Origin of the sequence: Undibacterium sp. TJN19 (genome assembly GCF_049339485.1) — a bacterium.
GTDB lineage: Bacteria > Pseudomonadota > Gammaproteobacteria > Burkholderiales > Burkholderiaceae_D > Undibacterium.
In genome coordinates this window covers 166,383-183,398 of the sequence record NZ_JBMPPL010000002.1, presented here as the reverse complement: position 1 = coordinate 183,398, position 17,016 = coordinate 166,383, and the positions used below count along the sequence as shown (strand labels likewise).

Sequence of the window (17,016 nt, the reverse complement as noted above, 5' to 3'; positions counted from 1 at the left end):
CTGAACTTCCCGTGATGCGGATTACAGCGGTGGATGGTAGTAACTATGCACACTGTCAGCCCAGGTCTGGTCTGCCATGTTTGGCCAGTGATCGCTATCAAAGCCAGGCGCATTTTCAAAGCGTTCCTTGTCGATATTAAGAATGAATTGCTTGTTGACCGTATCCAGCGTCAACGCAGACCAGGGTACGGCAAACAGTTTTTCACCGATGGTCAATATGCCGCCGTGAGCGACGACTGCATACGCTACCTTGCCAGTACGCATATCCAGCATGATTTCCTTGATGTCGCCCAGATGTTCATCAGCATGGTTGACAACATTGTCGCCAGTCAGTGTTTTCGCGCCCATCAGTTCGGGGCCGGGGCCTTTATGATCGTTGCCGCCATTCAGGCCGGTCAAGCCATAACTATCGAGTTCTTGATTAATCATGTTCATTTCCTTCAGGGTGAGTTGAGGAGTCATTATGCGCAGCAGATCTGAAAATATCAGTTCGATACCGAACATAGATGGATAAAGTCTGTCCATTTCAATGGCCGGTTTTATTCTTCACTGGTGCAACACTTTCTGCTGTCTTGCCTGCTTGCCTGTCAGTGGCAGCTACAGTCGTCTTCGTCACTGATTTCGCAGCTGCTTTGTCCGCCCCGTGGCTACCTGAATTGCCACTGACTGCGGCTTCAGCACCGCGCTGGCCGCGCATATCGGTATCGACTTGCCCGCTTTCGAGATCATCATGCGCCTGTTTGATTTCCTTGCGCGGTGGCGCTGCATGCTCAGGACTTTCGTCGCGTTCATGCGGCATCTTGATATCATCGGCGTGCGGCTGCTGATCAGTGCTGACTTCTGCCTGGCTGGCCTTGTTGCCTGCCGGGTGGGTGGACGGGATTGGTTTATTCATGACAATCACACCTTGGGTATCACGACAGCAGGTGCGGAAGGCACAGCGCTGACAGTGTTTTGTGCAAGTGAAATATCACCAGGCTGTTCATTGCCTGTCTTCACAAAGGTGGGTGGTTTAAGGGGATCAAAATCATCCCAATGGCCCGCGACAATATTACCTTCGCCGATTTCGATATGATCAGCACCAACGCCTTTCAGCAAGGCGGCGACGGCCTCTTCATTGGCAGGCAACTTGACGCTGACGGCCACGATCATGCCAGACTTGCGCACGGCATGAGCGTTTTCTGCATCTTCATTACCATCGCCCTTTTCTTTCATTTGCGACAGGCTACCCACCAGCGAACCAATGTGCGCACCAACCAGGCCACCAAGCGCCGTACTGATAGGCCCGGTCAATGGTATGCCTATCGAGCCGATAACAGCACCGACAACGCCACCTGTAGCAGCGCCTGTTGTCACGCCATTCGCGGCATCTTTGGCACCCGGCGAATCGTCGCGGTCACCACCGATAGGATAGCTGTCATGCTGGCCTGGCGGGTTCAGGTAAAACGAAGTCATCTCCTCACGCGCAAAGCCCATCGCCGTTAGCTGCGAAAAAGCTTGCTGCACCTGTTGCTGTTCTTGAAATCGTCCAGCGATAATATGTGTCATGATATTTTCCTTTTTCTATAGATGACAAGCTTTTAGCCCCGAAGTATTTTTTCATCATTGGGCTCTGCCCAGCAACTGGCTTAAAGATATACTTGTAGAGAACGGACATCCGTACGCTAGCGAACTTAAACCACTTTGACACTTTAAATATGGCAACAGACATGATGCAGGCAATGAATAGCATGGAAGAATTTCTCGCTAGCAGCACCTATATTGACTGGCAACACCCTGCCGTATTGCAACAGGCCAGGGCACTTGCCGCAGGCACAGATGATGCAGAAGAAATCACCCGCCGCTGTTTTGAATTTGTCCGTGATGAGATCAGGCATAGCTGGGATTACCGGCAAAACCCGGTCACTTGCAAGGCATCTGATGTGCTGGCGCATGGTACGGGGTATTGCTATGCCAAAAGCCATTTGCTGGCGGCATTGCTGCGTGCCAACCAGATACCTGCTGGCTTGTGTTACCAGCGCCTGACGATCACCGACGTGCCGCCGTTTTGCCTGCATGGCCTGAATGCCGTGTACCTGCCTGCGCATGGCTGGTACCGTATTGATGCGCGCGGCAACAAACCCGGCGTGGATGCCGCGTTCTGCCCGCCACGAGAACAACTGGCATTTGCCGTGCGCCCGCCACATGAGCAGGATGGCCGCCAGATCTGGAGTGAGCCACATCCAGTCATTGTCGAGGTCCTGCAGCAATGTGCTACCGTCGAACTGGTGATGGACAATTTGCCAGATGCTGATCTGCACAATGCCGCAGTCACGCCATAAATCCTTTTACTCCTCTTTTCAGGCAGAACCATGAGCCAGCTCTACCCCTCTCCAGAAATTGTCGTGCAACGTCAACTGGACGCCTATAACGCCCGTGACGTTGACGCCATATTGACAACCTATGCGCCTGACGCACGGCAATTTGAATTTCCCGGCAAACTGGTCGCCAGCGGACATGATGAAATCCGTGTGCGCATGGCACAGCGTTTTTTGGAAAATAACCTTCATGCAAAGCTGGTGCGCCGGGAAGTGATCGGTCACCTGGTCATTGACTATGAAGACATTACACGCACTTTTCCCGAAGGCACAGGGCAACTGGAAATGATCGCCATTTATGAAGTCAAAGACGGCCTGATACACAGTGCGTCGGTGATTGCCGGCGCCAGGACGCTGGATGCATCTCTCTGACAAAAAAACCTGGCACAGGACTTATCCCGTGCCAGGTAAACTCCTGCTCAATACAAGGGGGAGTTACCTGTCTGCACCATCAAGGGAGGCATAGACAGGCAACATTGTCAGGCTATCATGCTGTTTATTTTTTTATCACTATACGAAAGTCTGGGGTAAGATTTATTGCCCAGTTGGCAAGCTGGGCAATAAGGTGTAATACATCGCACCTCAGCGGCGACAGGCATGTGCCGCCTCTCCCCCCATCGCGCACTATGCATTGCCAGGCACAGCAAAGTGACTGGACACAACAATCCAAGTAAAATGTTGGCATTCCCCGCTTTTATCTTCACCCATCATGGCACGCCTGCAACTGCATTTCCCTGAAGACCAGTTTTACTACTCCACCCAACTGACAGTGCGCGTAACCGACATCAATGGCGCAAATCACCTGGGTAATGATTCCATGATCTCGATGATTTCAGAAGCACGGGCGCGCTTTCTATACGAATTTGGCATACGCGAAACTGCTCACGGTGGCAGCGGCATCATCGTCACTGACCTGGCCACTACCTACAAGGCAGAAGCCCATGCCCGCGACCAGTTATTGTTTGAAGTCGGCGTGATGGATTTCAATCAGTATGGTGGCGACATCACCTTCCGCATCACCCGCCCTGCCGACAGCAAATTGATCGCCATGGCAAAGTCAGGCTTCGTGTTTTTTGATTACAAGGCTGGTCGCGTAGTGGAAATGCCTGAAGATTTTAGAGCGAAGTTTGAGCGGGTGAATTATTTGGCGTAGCTGGATCAGCGCAATCAGGCAACTCAAGCTGGCGTAGTAATAATATTCATGTCGTAAACCTGCATTCTAGGGTACCGCAGTTTAGGGTACCGCAGTTTTTCGCAAGTCATCCAGCACATATTGCCATGCCTTGGCGTAGCCTGGCATAGCAGCCTGCCCCTCAGCTTGCGATGTTGCTGCCTGAGCCGCCAGCTCCAGCGCCTGCTGCCCAGCTGTTGACTGCAGCACCGGCCGGGCGTCAGCCAGGGCGGTCAGCAACGCCGTCGTCAATTGATCAAGTGCCGGGCGTATCTGGGTTTTAAGGTCGGGTGGCTTGGCAAAACTGGCTTGCTGCTGCTTTTGCCAGTCAGCAAACAAGGCTACCTGTATCATCTTGCCAGCCACGATTTGCGCATTGAAAAACCCTTGCGCCATGTCTGGTGTCAAACCGTATTGCGGCGCCTGTTTTGCCAGCGCATCCAGTATTTGCTGTTCACGCACGGGGTCGTCAATGGCAACTTTGGCATTCCACTTATACATGGCGACATCTTTTGCCAGCACCAGACGCTGCTGCATCAGCGTCAGCAAGTGCAATAGCCTGGGGTCGGCATTGGTCTGGGCTAGTGCTGCTTGTGGTGGCAAAGCAAGCACAAGGCTGAGACAAAACAGCCACAGCATGAAGCCGTGGCGCAGTGTTTGATTTCTTGCAGGCACAGAATGTAAATGTGGCATGGATGATAGTGGTGGCTTGAACAGGGATGATATACCTGCCATTGTAAATGCGAATGCGCTTCGCCCTCGATCCAGGGCCATCGTATTTGCCTACAAATACATGCTCTTTTGCCTGTCCGCTTCCGACAGTTCAATATCCCTGGCTTCGTAGAACGCAAAAATCGCATCGACGATATTGGCGGGTTCATCGATCAGTTGCACCAGATTCAGATCATCCGGGTTGATCATGCCCTTGCCCGCCAGTTGAATGCGTATCCAGTCAAGCAGGCCACTCCAGAACGTCGTGCCTACCAGAATGACGGGAATGTGGCGGGTCTTGCCGGTCTGGATCAGCGTCAATACTTCGCTGAGTTCATCAAGCGTGCCGAAACCGCCAGGAAAGACCACGTAGGCATCGGCATATTTGACAAACGCCACCTTGCGGGCAAAAAAATGGCGAAAGGTCAAACTGATGTTTTGCCAGGGATTGCTGCTTTGTTCATGTGGTAATTCAATGTTGAGGCCCACGGATGGCGAGGTGCCTTCGAAGGCACCCTTGTTGGCAGCCTCCATAATACCAGGGCCACCGCCGGAAATAACGGCAAAACCCGCGTCTGACAGGCGGCGCGACAAATCCACACACATTTCATAATAAGGGTCGTCTGGCTTGATGCGGGCAGACCCAAAAATCGTCACGGCAGGGCGGATAGTTGAAAGGCGCTCGGTAGACTCGATAAATTCTGCCATAATCGTGAACATATGCCATGATTCACGCGCTTTCAGCGAAGTTGCCTTTTCCTGATCGATAATCTGGCGCAACTTCGTCACATTTTTCCGGTTTTCGTTCATATGCAAAATACTCTCTTGTTAGTTGATGGCTCCAGCTATCTGTACCGCGCCTTCCACGCCCTGCCCGACCTGCGTAATGCCCAGGGTGAACCGACAGGCGCCATACATGGCATGATCAATATGTTACGCCGTTTGCGCACGGATTACCCGGCAGCCTACATTGCCTGTGTGTTTGACGCAAAAGGCAAGACCTTCCGCGATGACCTGTATGCCGACTACAAGGCCCAGCGTGCGCCCATGCCAGATGACTTGCGCCTGCAGATAGAACCCATCCACGCTGCCGTCAAGGCCATGGGCTGGCCTATCCTGATGGTAGAAGGGGTTGAAGCTGATGACGTCATCGGGACGCTGGCAGTGGAAGCCACCAAACTGAACATGAACACCATCGTCTCTACCGGTGACAAGGATCTGGCACAACTGGTGAATGCCAATGTGACCCTGATCAATACGATGAGCAATGAAAAGCTCGACGAACCCGGTGTCCTGGCCAAATTTGGCGTGCCACCCAACCGCATCATCGATTACCTGACACTGATAGGTGACACTGTCGATAACGTGCCAGGTGTCGCTAAATGCGGCCCCAAGACCGCCGTCAAATGGCTGGCAGAATATGACAGCCTGGATGGCGTCATCGCCAATGCCGACAAGATCAAGGGTGTGGTTGGTGACAACCTGCGCAGTGCGCTGGAATGGCTGCCACAGGGCCGTGTACTGATCACCGTGAAGACGGATTGCGATCTGGCAGGACATTACACGTCCATACAGGACAGCCTGGTAGCAAAAGAAGAAGACAAGGCAGAACTGGTCAGCTTCGCTGGCCGCTGGGGCTTCAAGACCTGGCTGCGTGAACTGACTGGCGACGCCACTGCTGGCGCGACCCCTCTGCCTGCCGCCAAAGCAGCAACCAGTGGCAGTAATTCAGTGCAGGCGGGTTTGTTCAATGACGATGCAACAGACCTTGATCACCCCGCGAACCCTGTCGTTCAAAATTACGAGACAGTGTTGACAGAGGCTGCCCTGGACGAATGGCTGGCCCGCATCAACGCCGCCAAACTGACCTCGGTGGATACAGAAACCACGTCACTGGAACCGATGACAGCACAACTGGTCGGCATTTCGCTTTGTTGCGAAGTGGGTCATGCGGCTTACATCCCGGTCGCCCACAACTACCCTGGCGCGCCCGATCAATTACCCAAGGCACTGGTGCTGGACAAACTCAGGCCTTGGCTGGAAGATGACAGCAAAGTCAAGGTCGGCCAGAACCTCAAATACGATAGCCATATCTTCGCCAACCAAGGCGTGCAATTACGCGGCATCGCGCATGACACCTTACTTGAATCCTATGTGTTTGAATCCCACAAATCACATGACATGGACAGCCTGGCCATGCGCCACCTGGGTAAGAAGACCATCAGTTTTGAAGAAGTCTGTGGCAAGGGTGCCAGCCAGATCGGCTTTGACCAGGTCGATATAGAACGCGCCACTGCCTACGCCGCAGAAGACGCCGACATCACCCTGCAACTGCACCTGGCCATGTGGCCAGAAATTGAACCGGATGCGAACCTGTTGCGCGTCTACCAGACCATAGAATTACCAACCTCGGTCGTGCTGCAAAAGATAGAGCGCAATGGCGTGCACATCAATAAAGACCTGCTCGAAACGCAATCGCATGAAATCGGCATACGCCTGCTGGAACTGGAACAAAAAGCCTATGAACTGGCAGAGCAGCCTTTCAACCTGAATTCACCCAAGCAACTGGGCGAAATTTTCTTTGGCAAACTGGGCCTGCCCGTTGTCAAGAAAACGCCATCCGGCGCCCCATCGACCGACGAAGAAGTCTTGCAAAAACTCGCTGAAGATTACCCTCTGCCCAAGGTCTTGCTGGAATACCGTGGCCTGGCCAAACTCAAATCGACTTATACCGACAAGCTGCCCAAAATGGTCAACGCCACGACAGGGCGCGTGCACACCAATTATGCGCAAGCCGTAGCTGTTACTGGCCGCCTGGCATCGAATGACCCCAACCTGCAAAACATCCCCGTGCGTACTGCCGAAGGCCGCCGCATACGCGAAGCCTTTGTGGCTGGGCCGGGCAACGTCATCATCTCGGCCGATTATTCACAAATCGAATTACGTATCATGGCCCATATCTCGGGCGACGCCAGCCTGCTGGCCGCCTTTGCCAATGGTGAAGACATCCACCGCGCCACTGCCTCGGAGATTTTTGCCGCAGCACTGACCGAAGTGACCAATGAACAACGCCGCTACGCCAAGGTCATCAACTTCGGCCTCATCTATGGCATGAGCGCTTTTGGCCTGGCCAGCAACCTCGGCATAGAACGTTCTGCCGCGCAAAGCTATATCGACAAATACTTCCAGCGTTACCCCGGCGTCGCCCAGTACATGGCCGACACCCGCACCAAGGCCAAAGCACACGGCTATGTAGAAACCGTCTTTGGCCGCCGCCTGTGGCTGGCCGAAATCAATTCCCCCAATGGCCCCCGCCGCGCTGGTGCCGAACGCGCAGCGATCAACGCCCCCATGCAGGGCACCGCAGCCGACCTCATCAAACTCGCCATGATAGCGGTACAAGGCTGGCTGGAAACAGACAAGCTGCAATCCAGAATGATCATGCAGGTACACGATGAACTGGTACTCGAAGTACCACAGGCCGAGCTGGAACTGGTCAAACAGAAATTGCCTGAACTGATGGCGAATGTTGCCAAGCTGGATGTGCCGCTATTGGCGGAAGTAGGTGTGGGCGGGAATTGGGAAGAGGCGCATTGAGGCAGCTAAAGTCGTCATCTTTCGTAGGTTGAGCTACGCATCATCAGCCCAACACTGGGCCTTTGATAAGCATATACGTTATTGAAAAGCCGAGTGTTGGACTGATACCCCGTAGCACAACTTATGTAACACGTCGTATAGTATTATTTTTTTCGATTTGCGAATACTATAAATATATTTTCTCTATCGAATTCTTATGACCCAGTGTCTAGAGAAGATAGACTCCAAAATACTAAAGTAGATCAAGTACTGTGCAATTCACTCATCCTTCTGAAAACTTTGACTTTGAAATACCAGATGACTGGTGGATTGCAGGTAATGCACTACAATTTGATCTGAAAAGTAAATCTTTTTTTGCATCTTCGATTACAGAATGGCCAACTAAAGTTGTTGCAATATCGCAGGTCGCCGCTCCAAGGCGCGATCCGGGTGTTGAAGGACTTCGAGAAAAACGTACAATCGCTATTTTGCAAGCGATTACTTCAGGTGTTGCTCTTCCAGCTTTGGAAGTATATTTTGAATCTAATTCAAACTGCATGGCAGTGCGTGATGGTTTTCATCGATACTATATTTCTATTGCGCTTGGATTCTCAATGGTACCTGTGTCGGTCAGACCTTATTACATTTTTTAATAAGAAAGCCAGCAGGGCCGTGAATTACGTATGTGGGGGAATACAGGGTTGATTAAATCTGTTCCCCAGCAAGGTGAAAGCCAAAGCTAATTATGCGCCGAGTGTTGGGCTGATAAATCGTAGCCCAACCTACGCCATACCAAAAATCTGCGATAATTTGATGTCCCTTAATTTTCTCTCGAATTAAAACCATGCGCTACCGACGCGCCAATGTCCCAGGTGCTACTTACTTTTTCACGGTCAATCTACAAGACCGGAAAAGCCAGCTACTGACCGAACATATTGGTGCATTAAGAAGTGCATTTCGCACAGTGCAAACCCAATACCCCTTCGAAATCATCGCCATGGTAGTCATGCCTGATCATCTGCATGCTATTTGGCAATTACCTGAAGGTGATATTGATTTTTCAATGCGCTGGTCACTCATCAAGGCCACTTTTTCCAAAGCCCTGCCCAAACAGGAAGCCATCAGCATCAGCCGCGAGAAAAAACGCGAACGCGGTATCTGGCAACGCCGTTTTTGGGAGCATATGATCCGTGATGACGATGATCTTGAAAAGCACATCGCCTATGTCCATTACAATCCCGTCAAGCATGGGTATGCAGATCGAGCCAGCGCATGGGCTTATTCATCTCTGCATAAATTCATTGCTCAGGGAATGATCGATCCTGGTTGGGGTGACATAGCTTCTTTGATGGCGATGCCTGAACTGGAGTAAAAAACAGCGTGATGAATTAAGACATTGTAGGTTGGGCTACGCTTCACCAGCCCAACACTCAGCCTTTGATCAAGCCGATATACATTAACAAGATCAATACTAGATTTTATTAGAAGCATTCGTCATTCAAACGTCCAGTGTTGGGCTGATAAACCGTAGCCCAACCTACGGTACTGGATAGCAAAACCAGTGGAAGCTACCCAGCCCCACGCGCCATCTCAAACTAGGAGCATGGGCAAATTTGAATACGCTACAACGCACCTCAAGCCCGCCACACATCCATCTGCCCTGCTGCATTCACCGCGCGCACCAGCAATTGCGAGCGCCAGTCCACCATGATCAGGCCGTGGCTGGCGTTTAATTTTGCGAAGGCCTCCATCAGTCTGGCATTTTCGGCCTGCGGCCCCATGCTGACAGCCAGCACCGGGATGCCGTGGTCATCAGCAAAACCATAGAGACTGACATTGCCACCCAGCGCCAGGCTGAAGCCATTTTGCACCTGGCCGCTGAGGGTGTTGCCGTAATACAGCATGGGGGCCGGGCCTATACTACATCCCAATAAGGTGGCCAGCGTTGGCACGTCGGTATCAAGCACGCTGCTTCTTTTCAGGTCGCGCACATAGGCTTTGCGCCAGCCAGCTTCGGTACGGTGGGTGGCTTCGAAGCTTTTGTATTCGGCCAGCATGGCCTGTATTTCTTCCAGCCTGTTGCCGGGGAAAAATTCCACTTGTTCCCATTCATCTTCATGCAGCAGAAAATCTGTTTCTGTCGGCTGCGCTGTCACAGGCAATAGGCTTGCCAGTTCATTCGACAAAGTGGGGACGCTGAACAGGATGTCGTTGGGATTGATCGTTGTCATGTGCATTAGCCTGATACCAAAAAGGCCATCAATAGAGAAAAGTTGATTTTACCTGTAATTGCCAAAGCGGCTACAAACGCGGGTTTGAAAATGCACTTAGAAGGCGCTTTGGCTTTTCAAAACGTAGCCACATCAGGGATAATGCAGACGCTGTGCAAATCAATACGGGCCACAAGCTGGCTGACCTGTCCAACCCTGCTGCTATTTTGCCCCATGTATCCAAAACAATTTTTTATCGAACAATTTTCTGATATTGATACTGAAGATTTGCTGGTCAAGCTATCCAGTGATGAACTGGTGGACAACGCCAAGGCAGCGATCAGGGACATTCTGGCGGCGCGTGGTACGCCGGTCACAGAAATTACACGCTTGAGTAAGGAGGCGCATAGAGCAGAATACAAGGCAATACATGGGGCTACGGCATGCGAATATTGCACTGCATCTGCAAGGCGGAATCCGGTTCTTGATGAAGGGCAGCGTTTCTGTTCCACAACCTGCCTTTACAAGGCCAGGCTAAGCGAGGCAGCAGTGGATTTGACACAGGTCGAGATCGAGCTGGCCGCCGGAAAGATACGCGCAGGCGCGTGCCCGCTTTGTGACAACAGGACTACGCCAGTTGAAGTGCGCTCTCACTACACAGTGGTTTCCGTTATTTTTATGAGCAATTACGAGACCAAGAGTAAAATCTGCTGCCTCACCTGTGCCAGAAAAGACAACCGAAAATCTATGCTGATCAGCTTTTTTCTAGGATGGTGGGGAATACCGTGGGGATTTATATTTACCCCAGCGGCACTGTTCGGTAACCTGATGGCGATGTTCGCAATGCGCGGTGCTGATGAGCCTTCCGAAGCGCTGCGGAAAGAGGCGAAATATCAGCTAGCTCTCGCCGCTTTGAAAAAATCAGAACAAATCAAAAACCTGGGGGGCGCTATAGGTCTTGGCCCACGTTGAGATTTTTCGCTCTATCAGCGCTATCATGGTGAACCATCTTAGCTGACCTGTCATTCTTCACCAGATGCAGGCGTTTAAAATCCATCCGTTTCCACGTGCATCAAATCCCCGCTCACATCAGTGCTGACGAAACGGATTGTGGTCTTGCCAACCCATATGACCTGGCCAGGTTTCATGGTGGCTTGCAGGTGACGGGTGTCCTTGTCATTGACAGGCTGGATGCGGATTGCGCCATCGTGCGAACTGAGACGGGTGTCTATGGTATAGACCAATGGGCCAGGCTGGGGGATGCTGCTGTCATAGCCTTCGGCACGGCGGCTTTCGACGATGATGGCAGTTGTCTTGCCGGTAGGGACAATGATGATCTTGCTGCTGCCATCCGTGTCAGCGCGGCGTTCTATAGGGCTGAGCCTGGCCTGCAATTGGGCAGTATTTGCGCAGAGTACCTGGCTGTCGGCCAGCCAGCCCAGTTGCCATCTTTCCCAGCCCAATAGCTCACGTCCCTTGCCAGCGGGGTTCCCCATGACGCTGAAGTCGCCGACATAGGTATGCCATTCTTGCGTACTGGGCAGCGGCCCGGCCAGATCGACCAGCGACATGACGTGGCCGAATTCATGGTTGAACCACGACCATCCCAGTATGTTCAGGTCGCCGCCTGAGGTCGCACCATTCAGTATTTCACGCCCGCCTGCCTGTATGCCAAGACCTGGCCTGGCGGTAAACGCAGGCCCCCAGTCTATGGCCTTGACTGCCGGGTTGGCAATCACCAGCACCGCGTCAGTCTGGCTATAATCAATGCCTTTGCCTGCACGGTTGACCGCTTCTTGCAGATAGCTGCGTTGCGTTTCAAACGAGGCACCACGGCCAAAATGGTAATCCACCGAACTCTTGCCCATGCGCAGCCATTGATAACTGGGCAGCAGGCGCAAGTGCATTTTTCCATAGGATACGGCGTCAAAATATTTTTCAGCTTCGGGCGAAATGATGGACATCACTTGCTGAGGTGTAGCAGTCGCTGGCACATCACTAAAGTCGACGAACAGTACCGTGATACGGACATCACCCAAAGTCGGCAAGCGATTGGTAATGCGCGGAAAACCCAGGCCGACATCGCTTCTGATACCCATCTCTGGCAGGCGGCAAAGGGCTAGTGGATCGCTTTGTTTCGCAAGCACTGGCGACTTGTCTGCACCTGTCACGGTGCAGGTATAAGCGAAGGCAGCAGTGGTCAATATCAGTTTGACGAATGACTTTGATGTCAGCATAGATGGCTGAAAGATTTTCTTCATGCGGTGAGAGTAAGGCAAGCCAGTGAAAGCAGCGATTCGCCTTTAGTTTGACGATGTCTCTTTAAGCCGCTTCGTCAGCATTTCGCCATAGTGATCGGCGATCTTGTCCATTGCGGGCATGGTGCGGTTATAGAAAAAATCCATACTTTCGGCGTTAACTTTCGCGCCTATCGTTTTTTGCTTTTTCCCGGTTGCTGAATTGTTGAAATCGAGCATGAATTGCCTTTCCTGTTCGCTGAAACGGTATTCATAATTACGCCAGATCATTTCTTTGCTTTCGCCAGTACGCTTGCTTTCTGCGGCAACCTCCTGCCCGAATACTGCCGTTTTACGAAACGCCATACTGCCATAGAAATTGCTTAGATCGCGAATTTCCTGCACGGTATAGTATTTGGGGTAGATCGTTTCTGTCATGTCCGTAACAAGGCTGACGATATCTATTTTTTTATGCATGGCAGTAACTTCATCGGCGAGCTGTGGCGCCAGTTCGATCATGATTTTTTTTGCATTGGCGCGTTGCGCATCGGTCAGGGAACTGGCTTGCTCCAGCTTTTCTATCGCGCCCCTTTTTATTCCTTCGATACCGTTTTTTGCCTCACCATCAATGATGGTGGCCCACAGCTTATCCAGATTTTGTATGGCGACAAAGTCGTGCAATGCCTTTTTCATTTCGGGTGTGAGGGATTGTGCCTGGATGATGGGCGACAACAATAAGACAAAAATGACCGTCAGTGTTTTGATGATGGTTTTCAATTCTGAGCTCCGGTTAGCTGGCACGACAAGGCTGCATTGTAATGCACCGCATGAGATTTCCGTCCATCACGATAAATAAGGTATCAGCATATGCCCAGCACCTGGCATGCAAATCCTGGTTTCAAGCCCAGCATGGGAAACTGAAACAGGCTGAGCTGACCGGGGATGATATTGGCGGTCATGGCTTCTGCCAGTTTCAGACCCTGATCGCTATTGGTCAGCATGACCATACCATTACCGGTTGCCGGGTCTGCAATGACAAAGGCGCGATAGCCATAATTGTTGCCCCAGTGCCAGAGCAGCGTCGACTGCACCCCCTGCCCGGCTGAATTCGGATGCGTCAGACCCCAGCCCAGCCCCCATTGCACATTGCTTTGCTGATCTGTTATGACAGGGTTGGCAAGGATGCGCGTTATCGCGCTTTCATCACGCAACACCGCCTGCACAAAACGCGCATAATCGGTGACGCTGGCATGCAGACTGGCAGCAGCCACTGCATGCCGCGGCACGCGCAATGACAAGGCCTTGCCGTGCAGGCTACCGCAGATGAGATGGTCCTGCCATGCTTTGCCGGGTTGATAGCTGCTGTGTAGCATGCCTAGCGGCGCAAACACTTGCTGTTGCATCCAGGCTTCCAGTTCCATGCCGGTGATGGCTTCGACAACAGCTTGCAGCAACATGAAGCCTTCCCCTGAATATTGCCAGCGTGCGCCAGGTTCAAATTGAAAATCAAGGTGCCCGCTGGCCCAGTTCGGCAAGCCAGTCGTATGCTGCAAAACCATGCGTGCTGTCACTTTTTGCAGGCGACCGTCTGTCACCAGCTCATGCGCGCTATTACTATCACCGGGCTGGGATGCATGCTGATATCCCTGCGGCAGGTATTGCATCAATGGCGCATCTAATGCCAGCTTGCCCTGCGTCACCAGACCCAGCACAGCGTAGGCAAATACAGGTTTGCCCAGAGATGCCGCCTGGAAGATGCTATCACTGTCCGGCATGCGCGTCTCTTCACAGCCATTGGCAAAAACAGGCTCTTGTATCTGCCCGGCCTTGATATACACCAACGCAGCTGCGCAAACCTGGTACTGGCTGGCGAGTTGCTGAAATTGTGTAGATACATCAGCAGCCTTGGCTGGTTCAGTCGCCATCAGGCTGGCAACACATGCAAAGGCAAACAGGAATTGATTGAGCAGGTGCATGCCAGTCGAGCAGCAACGAGTATAAGATGCGCTGAAAAAGTCATTTCTCAATAGCATGTTCAATTTGGCATGTTCGCCTAAAATTTGGTGATGCTAATAATATACGATAAAAACTGTCACTAGATTTTTCCTTGTACTCTGAACTTATAAAGACTTGGTAGCTTGCGTCTGCTGACGCCTGCCGTAACAATATTGACCTGCCTTTTTTGCGGCCCAACTGAACACGTTAGATGCGTGCTTTTTACATTAACAAGCATATTCAATACGGCGGCAACAACCGCCGAAAGCCATGTAGCAAAACAATGATCGTAAAAACGATATTTCGTGGAAATAACCAGACAGAAAATCGCAACGATACTTTGCTTTCATGATGACTGGTCTTCTGCGCAAGTGCTTGCATATATTTACGGCTATGTGGCCAGTCTGCAATTCCTGCTTGCCATTCCTCAGGTACACCTGCACAGCCCGTTGTCGCGCCCGCCAGTGCGCCAGAAATGGCGGCAATGCTATCCACATCGCCACCAGCTTTAACTATTTCTTCTATGGTTGCACGGTAGTTGGAAAAATGCCTGTACCAAACCACCAGCGCGAACGGCACTGTGTGCAGGGTATAACCCGATATGCCATTTTTATTGCCAAACCTGGCTTTTGCCAATTGGACTGGCTGCGCTGATACGCAAGCTTCTTGTATTGCGAGAACTGCGCCCTGCCATTCTGCATCTGCAGAAACGGCAGTGAGTAAGGCAATCAATTCTGTCAGTGGCGGCTTCTTTTGCCATTGCTTGCTAACCAGTCGTGCACTGACTTCGGCGATTGCCATGGCACCAGCCAAGGCCTTGGGATCAGTATGAGTCAGCAGGGTAGACACTTCCACATGCTGGCGGCGAGCCAGTGCGTCATCTGCAAGGATCGCACCTATCATCGCACTGCGCATGCAGGGTCCGTTGCCAGCAGAATAGACACCACTATTGCGCAAACCCAGCCATAGACGGATGATGCTTCTCAGGGTTGCCCAGCCTGTGCCTGCGGGAAGGCACAACAGCCACAGACGCAAACTCCAGGAAAGTTTTTTTCTGAATTTGACAAGATCGCCATCACTGCGCAGCAGCGCATGCGTCACAAAGATGGAATGATCTGTATCATCGCTGATCATACCGCGACCAAAGAAAAATTGATGCTTTAGCGGAAATCTCGCCAAGCCTTCTATCCTGCGAGGTGATAGCCCCTCAAAGGGCAAGCCTATGGCATCGCCAACCGCGCCACCCACCAGGCATCCGGCAATGGCATCGGATGTCGATATGCAGATGTCTCTAACTGTCTTCTTGCGTATTGCATCCTTAGTCATCTTAATTTCATCGTTTCATATTCACTGCCTGATGCAGTCGATTTATAGCTCAATCTGTCGATCTAGCAGGTAAGACTATAGACTTCAACCCCACAGGTTCCAATCTATGCGGGAACGTGACCGACATTCAATAGATGATCAGCAAAAAATTCCATGAACAGCGCATCGTCAACCAGCCAAGACATCGTCCAGATATTCTTGTCATGTTGGTTTGTTCATGGGGAAAAGTCCTCTTATGCATAAATATAGAACTTGTAAGTTTGCAATTCTACAGAGGATATCTTACTTATTTTTATTTTTCAACTAAGTTAGTTGTAAAATAATATTAAGTTTTTTAAAACGCTACCATTTATGGCGCAACAGCTTTGCACCGTAAATGGCACCTTCAGCTTAAATCAAAATGCGCATGATGCAACTTGCCGGATACTTCCTTCATCGTTAAATCATCGTTGTTTTGCATCGTGGTCACGCGCCAGACATTCCAGGTGAATATGACGGTCGCCACGGCAAGTGTGATTGAGCCTATGCCGAGGAAGGGGCCAGCCATCGTGGCCTCGCGGCGCTCTATCACCAACCCGGTCAGCAACATGACCAGGCCCAGGTTGTGCAACCAGAAGTGAACCGCGGCACTGCGCAGGGTTTGCAGACGTGGCCAGGCGGTGTGGACCAGAGCAAACAGGGCGCAGGATACCCAGCCCAGCAGCAGGCCATGTACATGCACTTGTTTGTCGATATGCTGATGCGAAATGCCCATGTAAATACCGAGCATGATGCCGGCAGCAAACCACAGGACGGCAATACGGATGAAGCGCTGGTTCATACTGTTTTTCATATTGTTTTTCATGCCGTTGCTCCTGATATATCATCTGTCGATATCGCCTGGCTTGATAATGTTTCATCGAGATTGCGCCAGATTTCAAAAACCTGTTCGCGGGCGATCAGGCCATTTTTAATGCTGAAGTGGTGGATCAGACGTATCTCTACGCGGCTGCCTATGGGCAAGGGGGCATTTGTCATACCAGGGCCGACCAGACGCATGCGCACGATCATGTCATCGACGACACGGCTGGCAGTGGCAAAGCGGTCAAGCGGGATGATTTCCACTTCAGCCATGGCTGGCCACATGGCGAGGTAATTGGCTTTGACGGCTTCGCGCCCGACGAAGCGCAGGCCACGGCCAGGCACTTCGAGCACGATGTCGTCGGTGTAAAGGTCAAGTATGGAATCGACATCGCGTGCCTCGCCCTGGATGTGGCGATCAACAATGTCGAGGTTGTGTTCTATGGCATTCATTTTTTTTCCGGTACAAGAAGAGTGTGTAATCAGTATAAAAGCAGGATGAAGCAGAATAAAGCAGCACGGATACCGTCCGCACAAAGCAGGTATTTTTTTCCAAATAGACAGAATGTCTGCCTATTATAGACAGACATTCT

19 protein-coding genes are annotated in these 17,016 nt (G+C 51.6%); 7 read left to right on the top strand and 12 right to left on the bottom strand.

Annotation, left to right across the window (positions count from 1 at the left end; translation table 11 throughout):
* Positions 1–21: 21 nt before the first annotated feature.
* From ACO0LH_RS09085 to ACO0LH_RS09075, 3 genes are all read right to left on the bottom strand, one after another.
* Positions 22–429: a PRC-barrel domain-containing protein gene (locus ACO0LH_RS09085; protein WP_422940755.1), complete on the bottom strand. Its 408-nt coding sequence runs from the start codon at positions 427–429 to the stop codon at positions 22–24.
* A 97-nt stretch (positions 430–526) separates the two neighbouring features.
* Positions 527–895 (bottom strand): hypothetical protein, encoded by a 369-nt coding sequence (locus ACO0LH_RS09080; protein WP_422940754.1) that lies wholly within the window; start codon positions 893–895, stop codon positions 527–529.
* A 5-nt stretch (positions 896–900) separates the two neighbouring features.
* The gene (locus tag ACO0LH_RS09075) at positions 901–1,548 is read right to left on the bottom strand and encodes a hypothetical protein (RefSeq protein ID WP_422940753.1); all 648 of its coding nucleotides are present in this window, start codon (positions 1,546–1,548) and stop codon (positions 901–903) included.
* Positions 1,549–1,697: 149 nt separating this feature from the next.
* Here ACO0LH_RS09075 and ACO0LH_RS09070 point away from each other — a divergent pair, with 149 nt between their 5' ends.
* The 3 genes from ACO0LH_RS09070 (at position 1,698) to ACO0LH_RS09060 (ending at position 3,510) form a co-directional block, all read left to right on the top strand.
* Positions 1,698–2,321: a transglutaminase-like domain-containing protein gene (locus ACO0LH_RS09070; protein ID WP_422940752.1), complete on the top strand. Its 624-nt coding sequence runs from the start codon at positions 1,698–1,700 to the stop codon at positions 2,319–2,321.
* 30 nt (positions 2,322–2,351) lie between these two features.
* On the top strand, positions 2,352–2,729 hold the full coding sequence (locus tag ACO0LH_RS09065) for a nuclear transport factor 2 family protein (protein WP_422940751.1): 378 nt from the start codon (positions 2,352–2,354) through the stop codon (positions 2,727–2,729).
* A 337-nt stretch (positions 2,730–3,066) separates the two neighbouring features.
* Positions 3,067–3,510: a thioesterase family protein gene (locus ACO0LH_RS09060; RefSeq protein ID WP_422940750.1), complete on the top strand. Its 444-nt coding sequence runs from the start codon at positions 3,067–3,069 to the stop codon at positions 3,508–3,510.
* 81 nt (positions 3,511–3,591) lie between these two features.
* Here the strand turns inward: ACO0LH_RS09060 and aroQ are convergent, their stop codons facing one another.
* Positions 3,592–4,221, bottom strand: a complete 630-nt coding sequence (gene aroQ / locus ACO0LH_RS09055) for a gamma subclass chorismate mutase AroQ (protein WP_422940749.1) — start codon at positions 4,219–4,221, stop codon at positions 3,592–3,594.
* 90 nt (positions 4,222–4,311) lie between these two features.
* Complete coding sequence (locus tag ACO0LH_RS09050; RefSeq protein ID WP_422940748.1) at positions 4,312–5,049, bottom strand: TIGR00730 family Rossman fold protein; 738 nt, start codon at positions 5,047–5,049, stop codon at positions 4,312–4,314.
* Between ACO0LH_RS09050 and polA the strand changes: the two genes are divergently transcribed.
* The 3 genes from polA to ACO0LH_RS09035 all read left to right on the top strand — a co-directional run bounded on the left by polA (position 5,050) and on the right by ACO0LH_RS09035 (position 9,187).
* Positions 5,050–7,836, top strand: coding sequence for a DNA polymerase I (gene polA, locus ACO0LH_RS09045; RefSeq protein WP_422940747.1), 2,787 nt, complete (start codon positions 5,050–5,052; stop codon positions 7,834–7,836). It abuts the gene before it with no gap.
* A gap of 251 nt (positions 7,837–8,087) precedes the next feature.
* Positions 8,088–8,468, top strand: coding sequence for a hypothetical protein (locus tag ACO0LH_RS09040; protein WP_422940746.1), 381 nt, complete (start codon positions 8,088–8,090; stop codon positions 8,466–8,468).
* Positions 8,469–8,659: 191 nt separating this feature from the next.
* Positions 8,660–9,187 carry an REP-associated tyrosine transposase gene (locus tag ACO0LH_RS09035; RefSeq protein WP_422940745.1) on the top strand — a complete coding sequence of 176 codons (528 nt, stop codon included), beginning with the start codon at positions 8,660–8,662 and terminating at the stop codon, positions 9,185–9,187.
* A 262-nt stretch (positions 9,188–9,449) separates the two neighbouring features.
* Here ACO0LH_RS09035 and ACO0LH_RS09030 read toward each other — a convergent pair whose 3' ends face one another.
* Positions 9,450–10,046, bottom strand: a complete 597-nt coding sequence (locus ACO0LH_RS09030) for a hypothetical protein (RefSeq protein ID WP_422940744.1) — start codon at positions 10,044–10,046, stop codon at positions 9,450–9,452.
* 42 nt (positions 10,047–10,088) lie between these two features.
* Here ACO0LH_RS09030 and ACO0LH_RS09025 point away from each other — a divergent pair, with 42 nt between their 5' ends.
* Positions 10,089–10,997, top strand: coding sequence for a hypothetical protein (locus ACO0LH_RS09025; RefSeq protein ID WP_422940743.1), 909 nt, complete (start codon positions 10,089–10,091; stop codon positions 10,995–10,997).
* Between the two features lie 74 nt (positions 10,998–11,071).
* Here the strand turns inward: ACO0LH_RS09025 and ACO0LH_RS09020 are convergent, their stop codons facing one another.
* The 6 genes from ACO0LH_RS09020 to ACO0LH_RS08995 all read right to left on the bottom strand — a co-directional run bounded on the left by ACO0LH_RS09020 (position 11,072) and on the right by ACO0LH_RS08995 (position 16,876).
* Positions 11,072–12,262 (bottom strand): hypothetical protein, encoded by a 1,191-nt coding sequence (locus ACO0LH_RS09020; protein ID WP_422940742.1) that lies wholly within the window; start codon positions 12,260–12,262, stop codon positions 11,072–11,074.
* Positions 12,263–12,328: 66 nt separating this feature from the next.
* Positions 12,329–13,039: a hypothetical protein gene (locus tag ACO0LH_RS09015; protein ID WP_422940741.1), complete on the bottom strand. Its 711-nt coding sequence runs from the start codon at positions 13,037–13,039 to the stop codon at positions 12,329–12,331.
* 83 nt (positions 13,040–13,122) lie between these two features.
* Positions 13,123–14,238 carry a serine hydrolase domain-containing protein gene (locus ACO0LH_RS09010; protein WP_422940740.1) on the bottom strand — a complete coding sequence of 372 codons (1,116 nt, stop codon included), beginning with the start codon at positions 14,236–14,238 and terminating at the stop codon, positions 13,123–13,125.
* Between the two features lie 259 nt (positions 14,239–14,497).
* Positions 14,498–15,583 (bottom strand): ADP-ribosylglycohydrolase family protein, encoded by a 1,086-nt coding sequence (locus ACO0LH_RS09005; protein ID WP_422940739.1) that lies wholly within the window; start codon positions 15,581–15,583, stop codon positions 14,498–14,500.
* Positions 15,584–15,968: 385 nt separating this feature from the next.
* Entirely contained in the window at positions 15,969–16,427 is a 459-nt protein-coding gene (locus ACO0LH_RS09000) for a hypothetical protein (RefSeq protein WP_422940738.1), read from the bottom strand.
* Positions 16,424–16,876 (bottom strand): nuclear transport factor 2 family protein, encoded by a 453-nt coding sequence (locus ACO0LH_RS08995; protein WP_422940737.1) that lies wholly within the window; start codon positions 16,874–16,876, stop codon positions 16,424–16,426. The genes ACO0LH_RS09000 and ACO0LH_RS08995 overlap by 4 nt, the downstream gene beginning before the upstream one ends.
* Between the last annotated feature and the right edge of the window lie 140 nt (positions 16,877–17,016).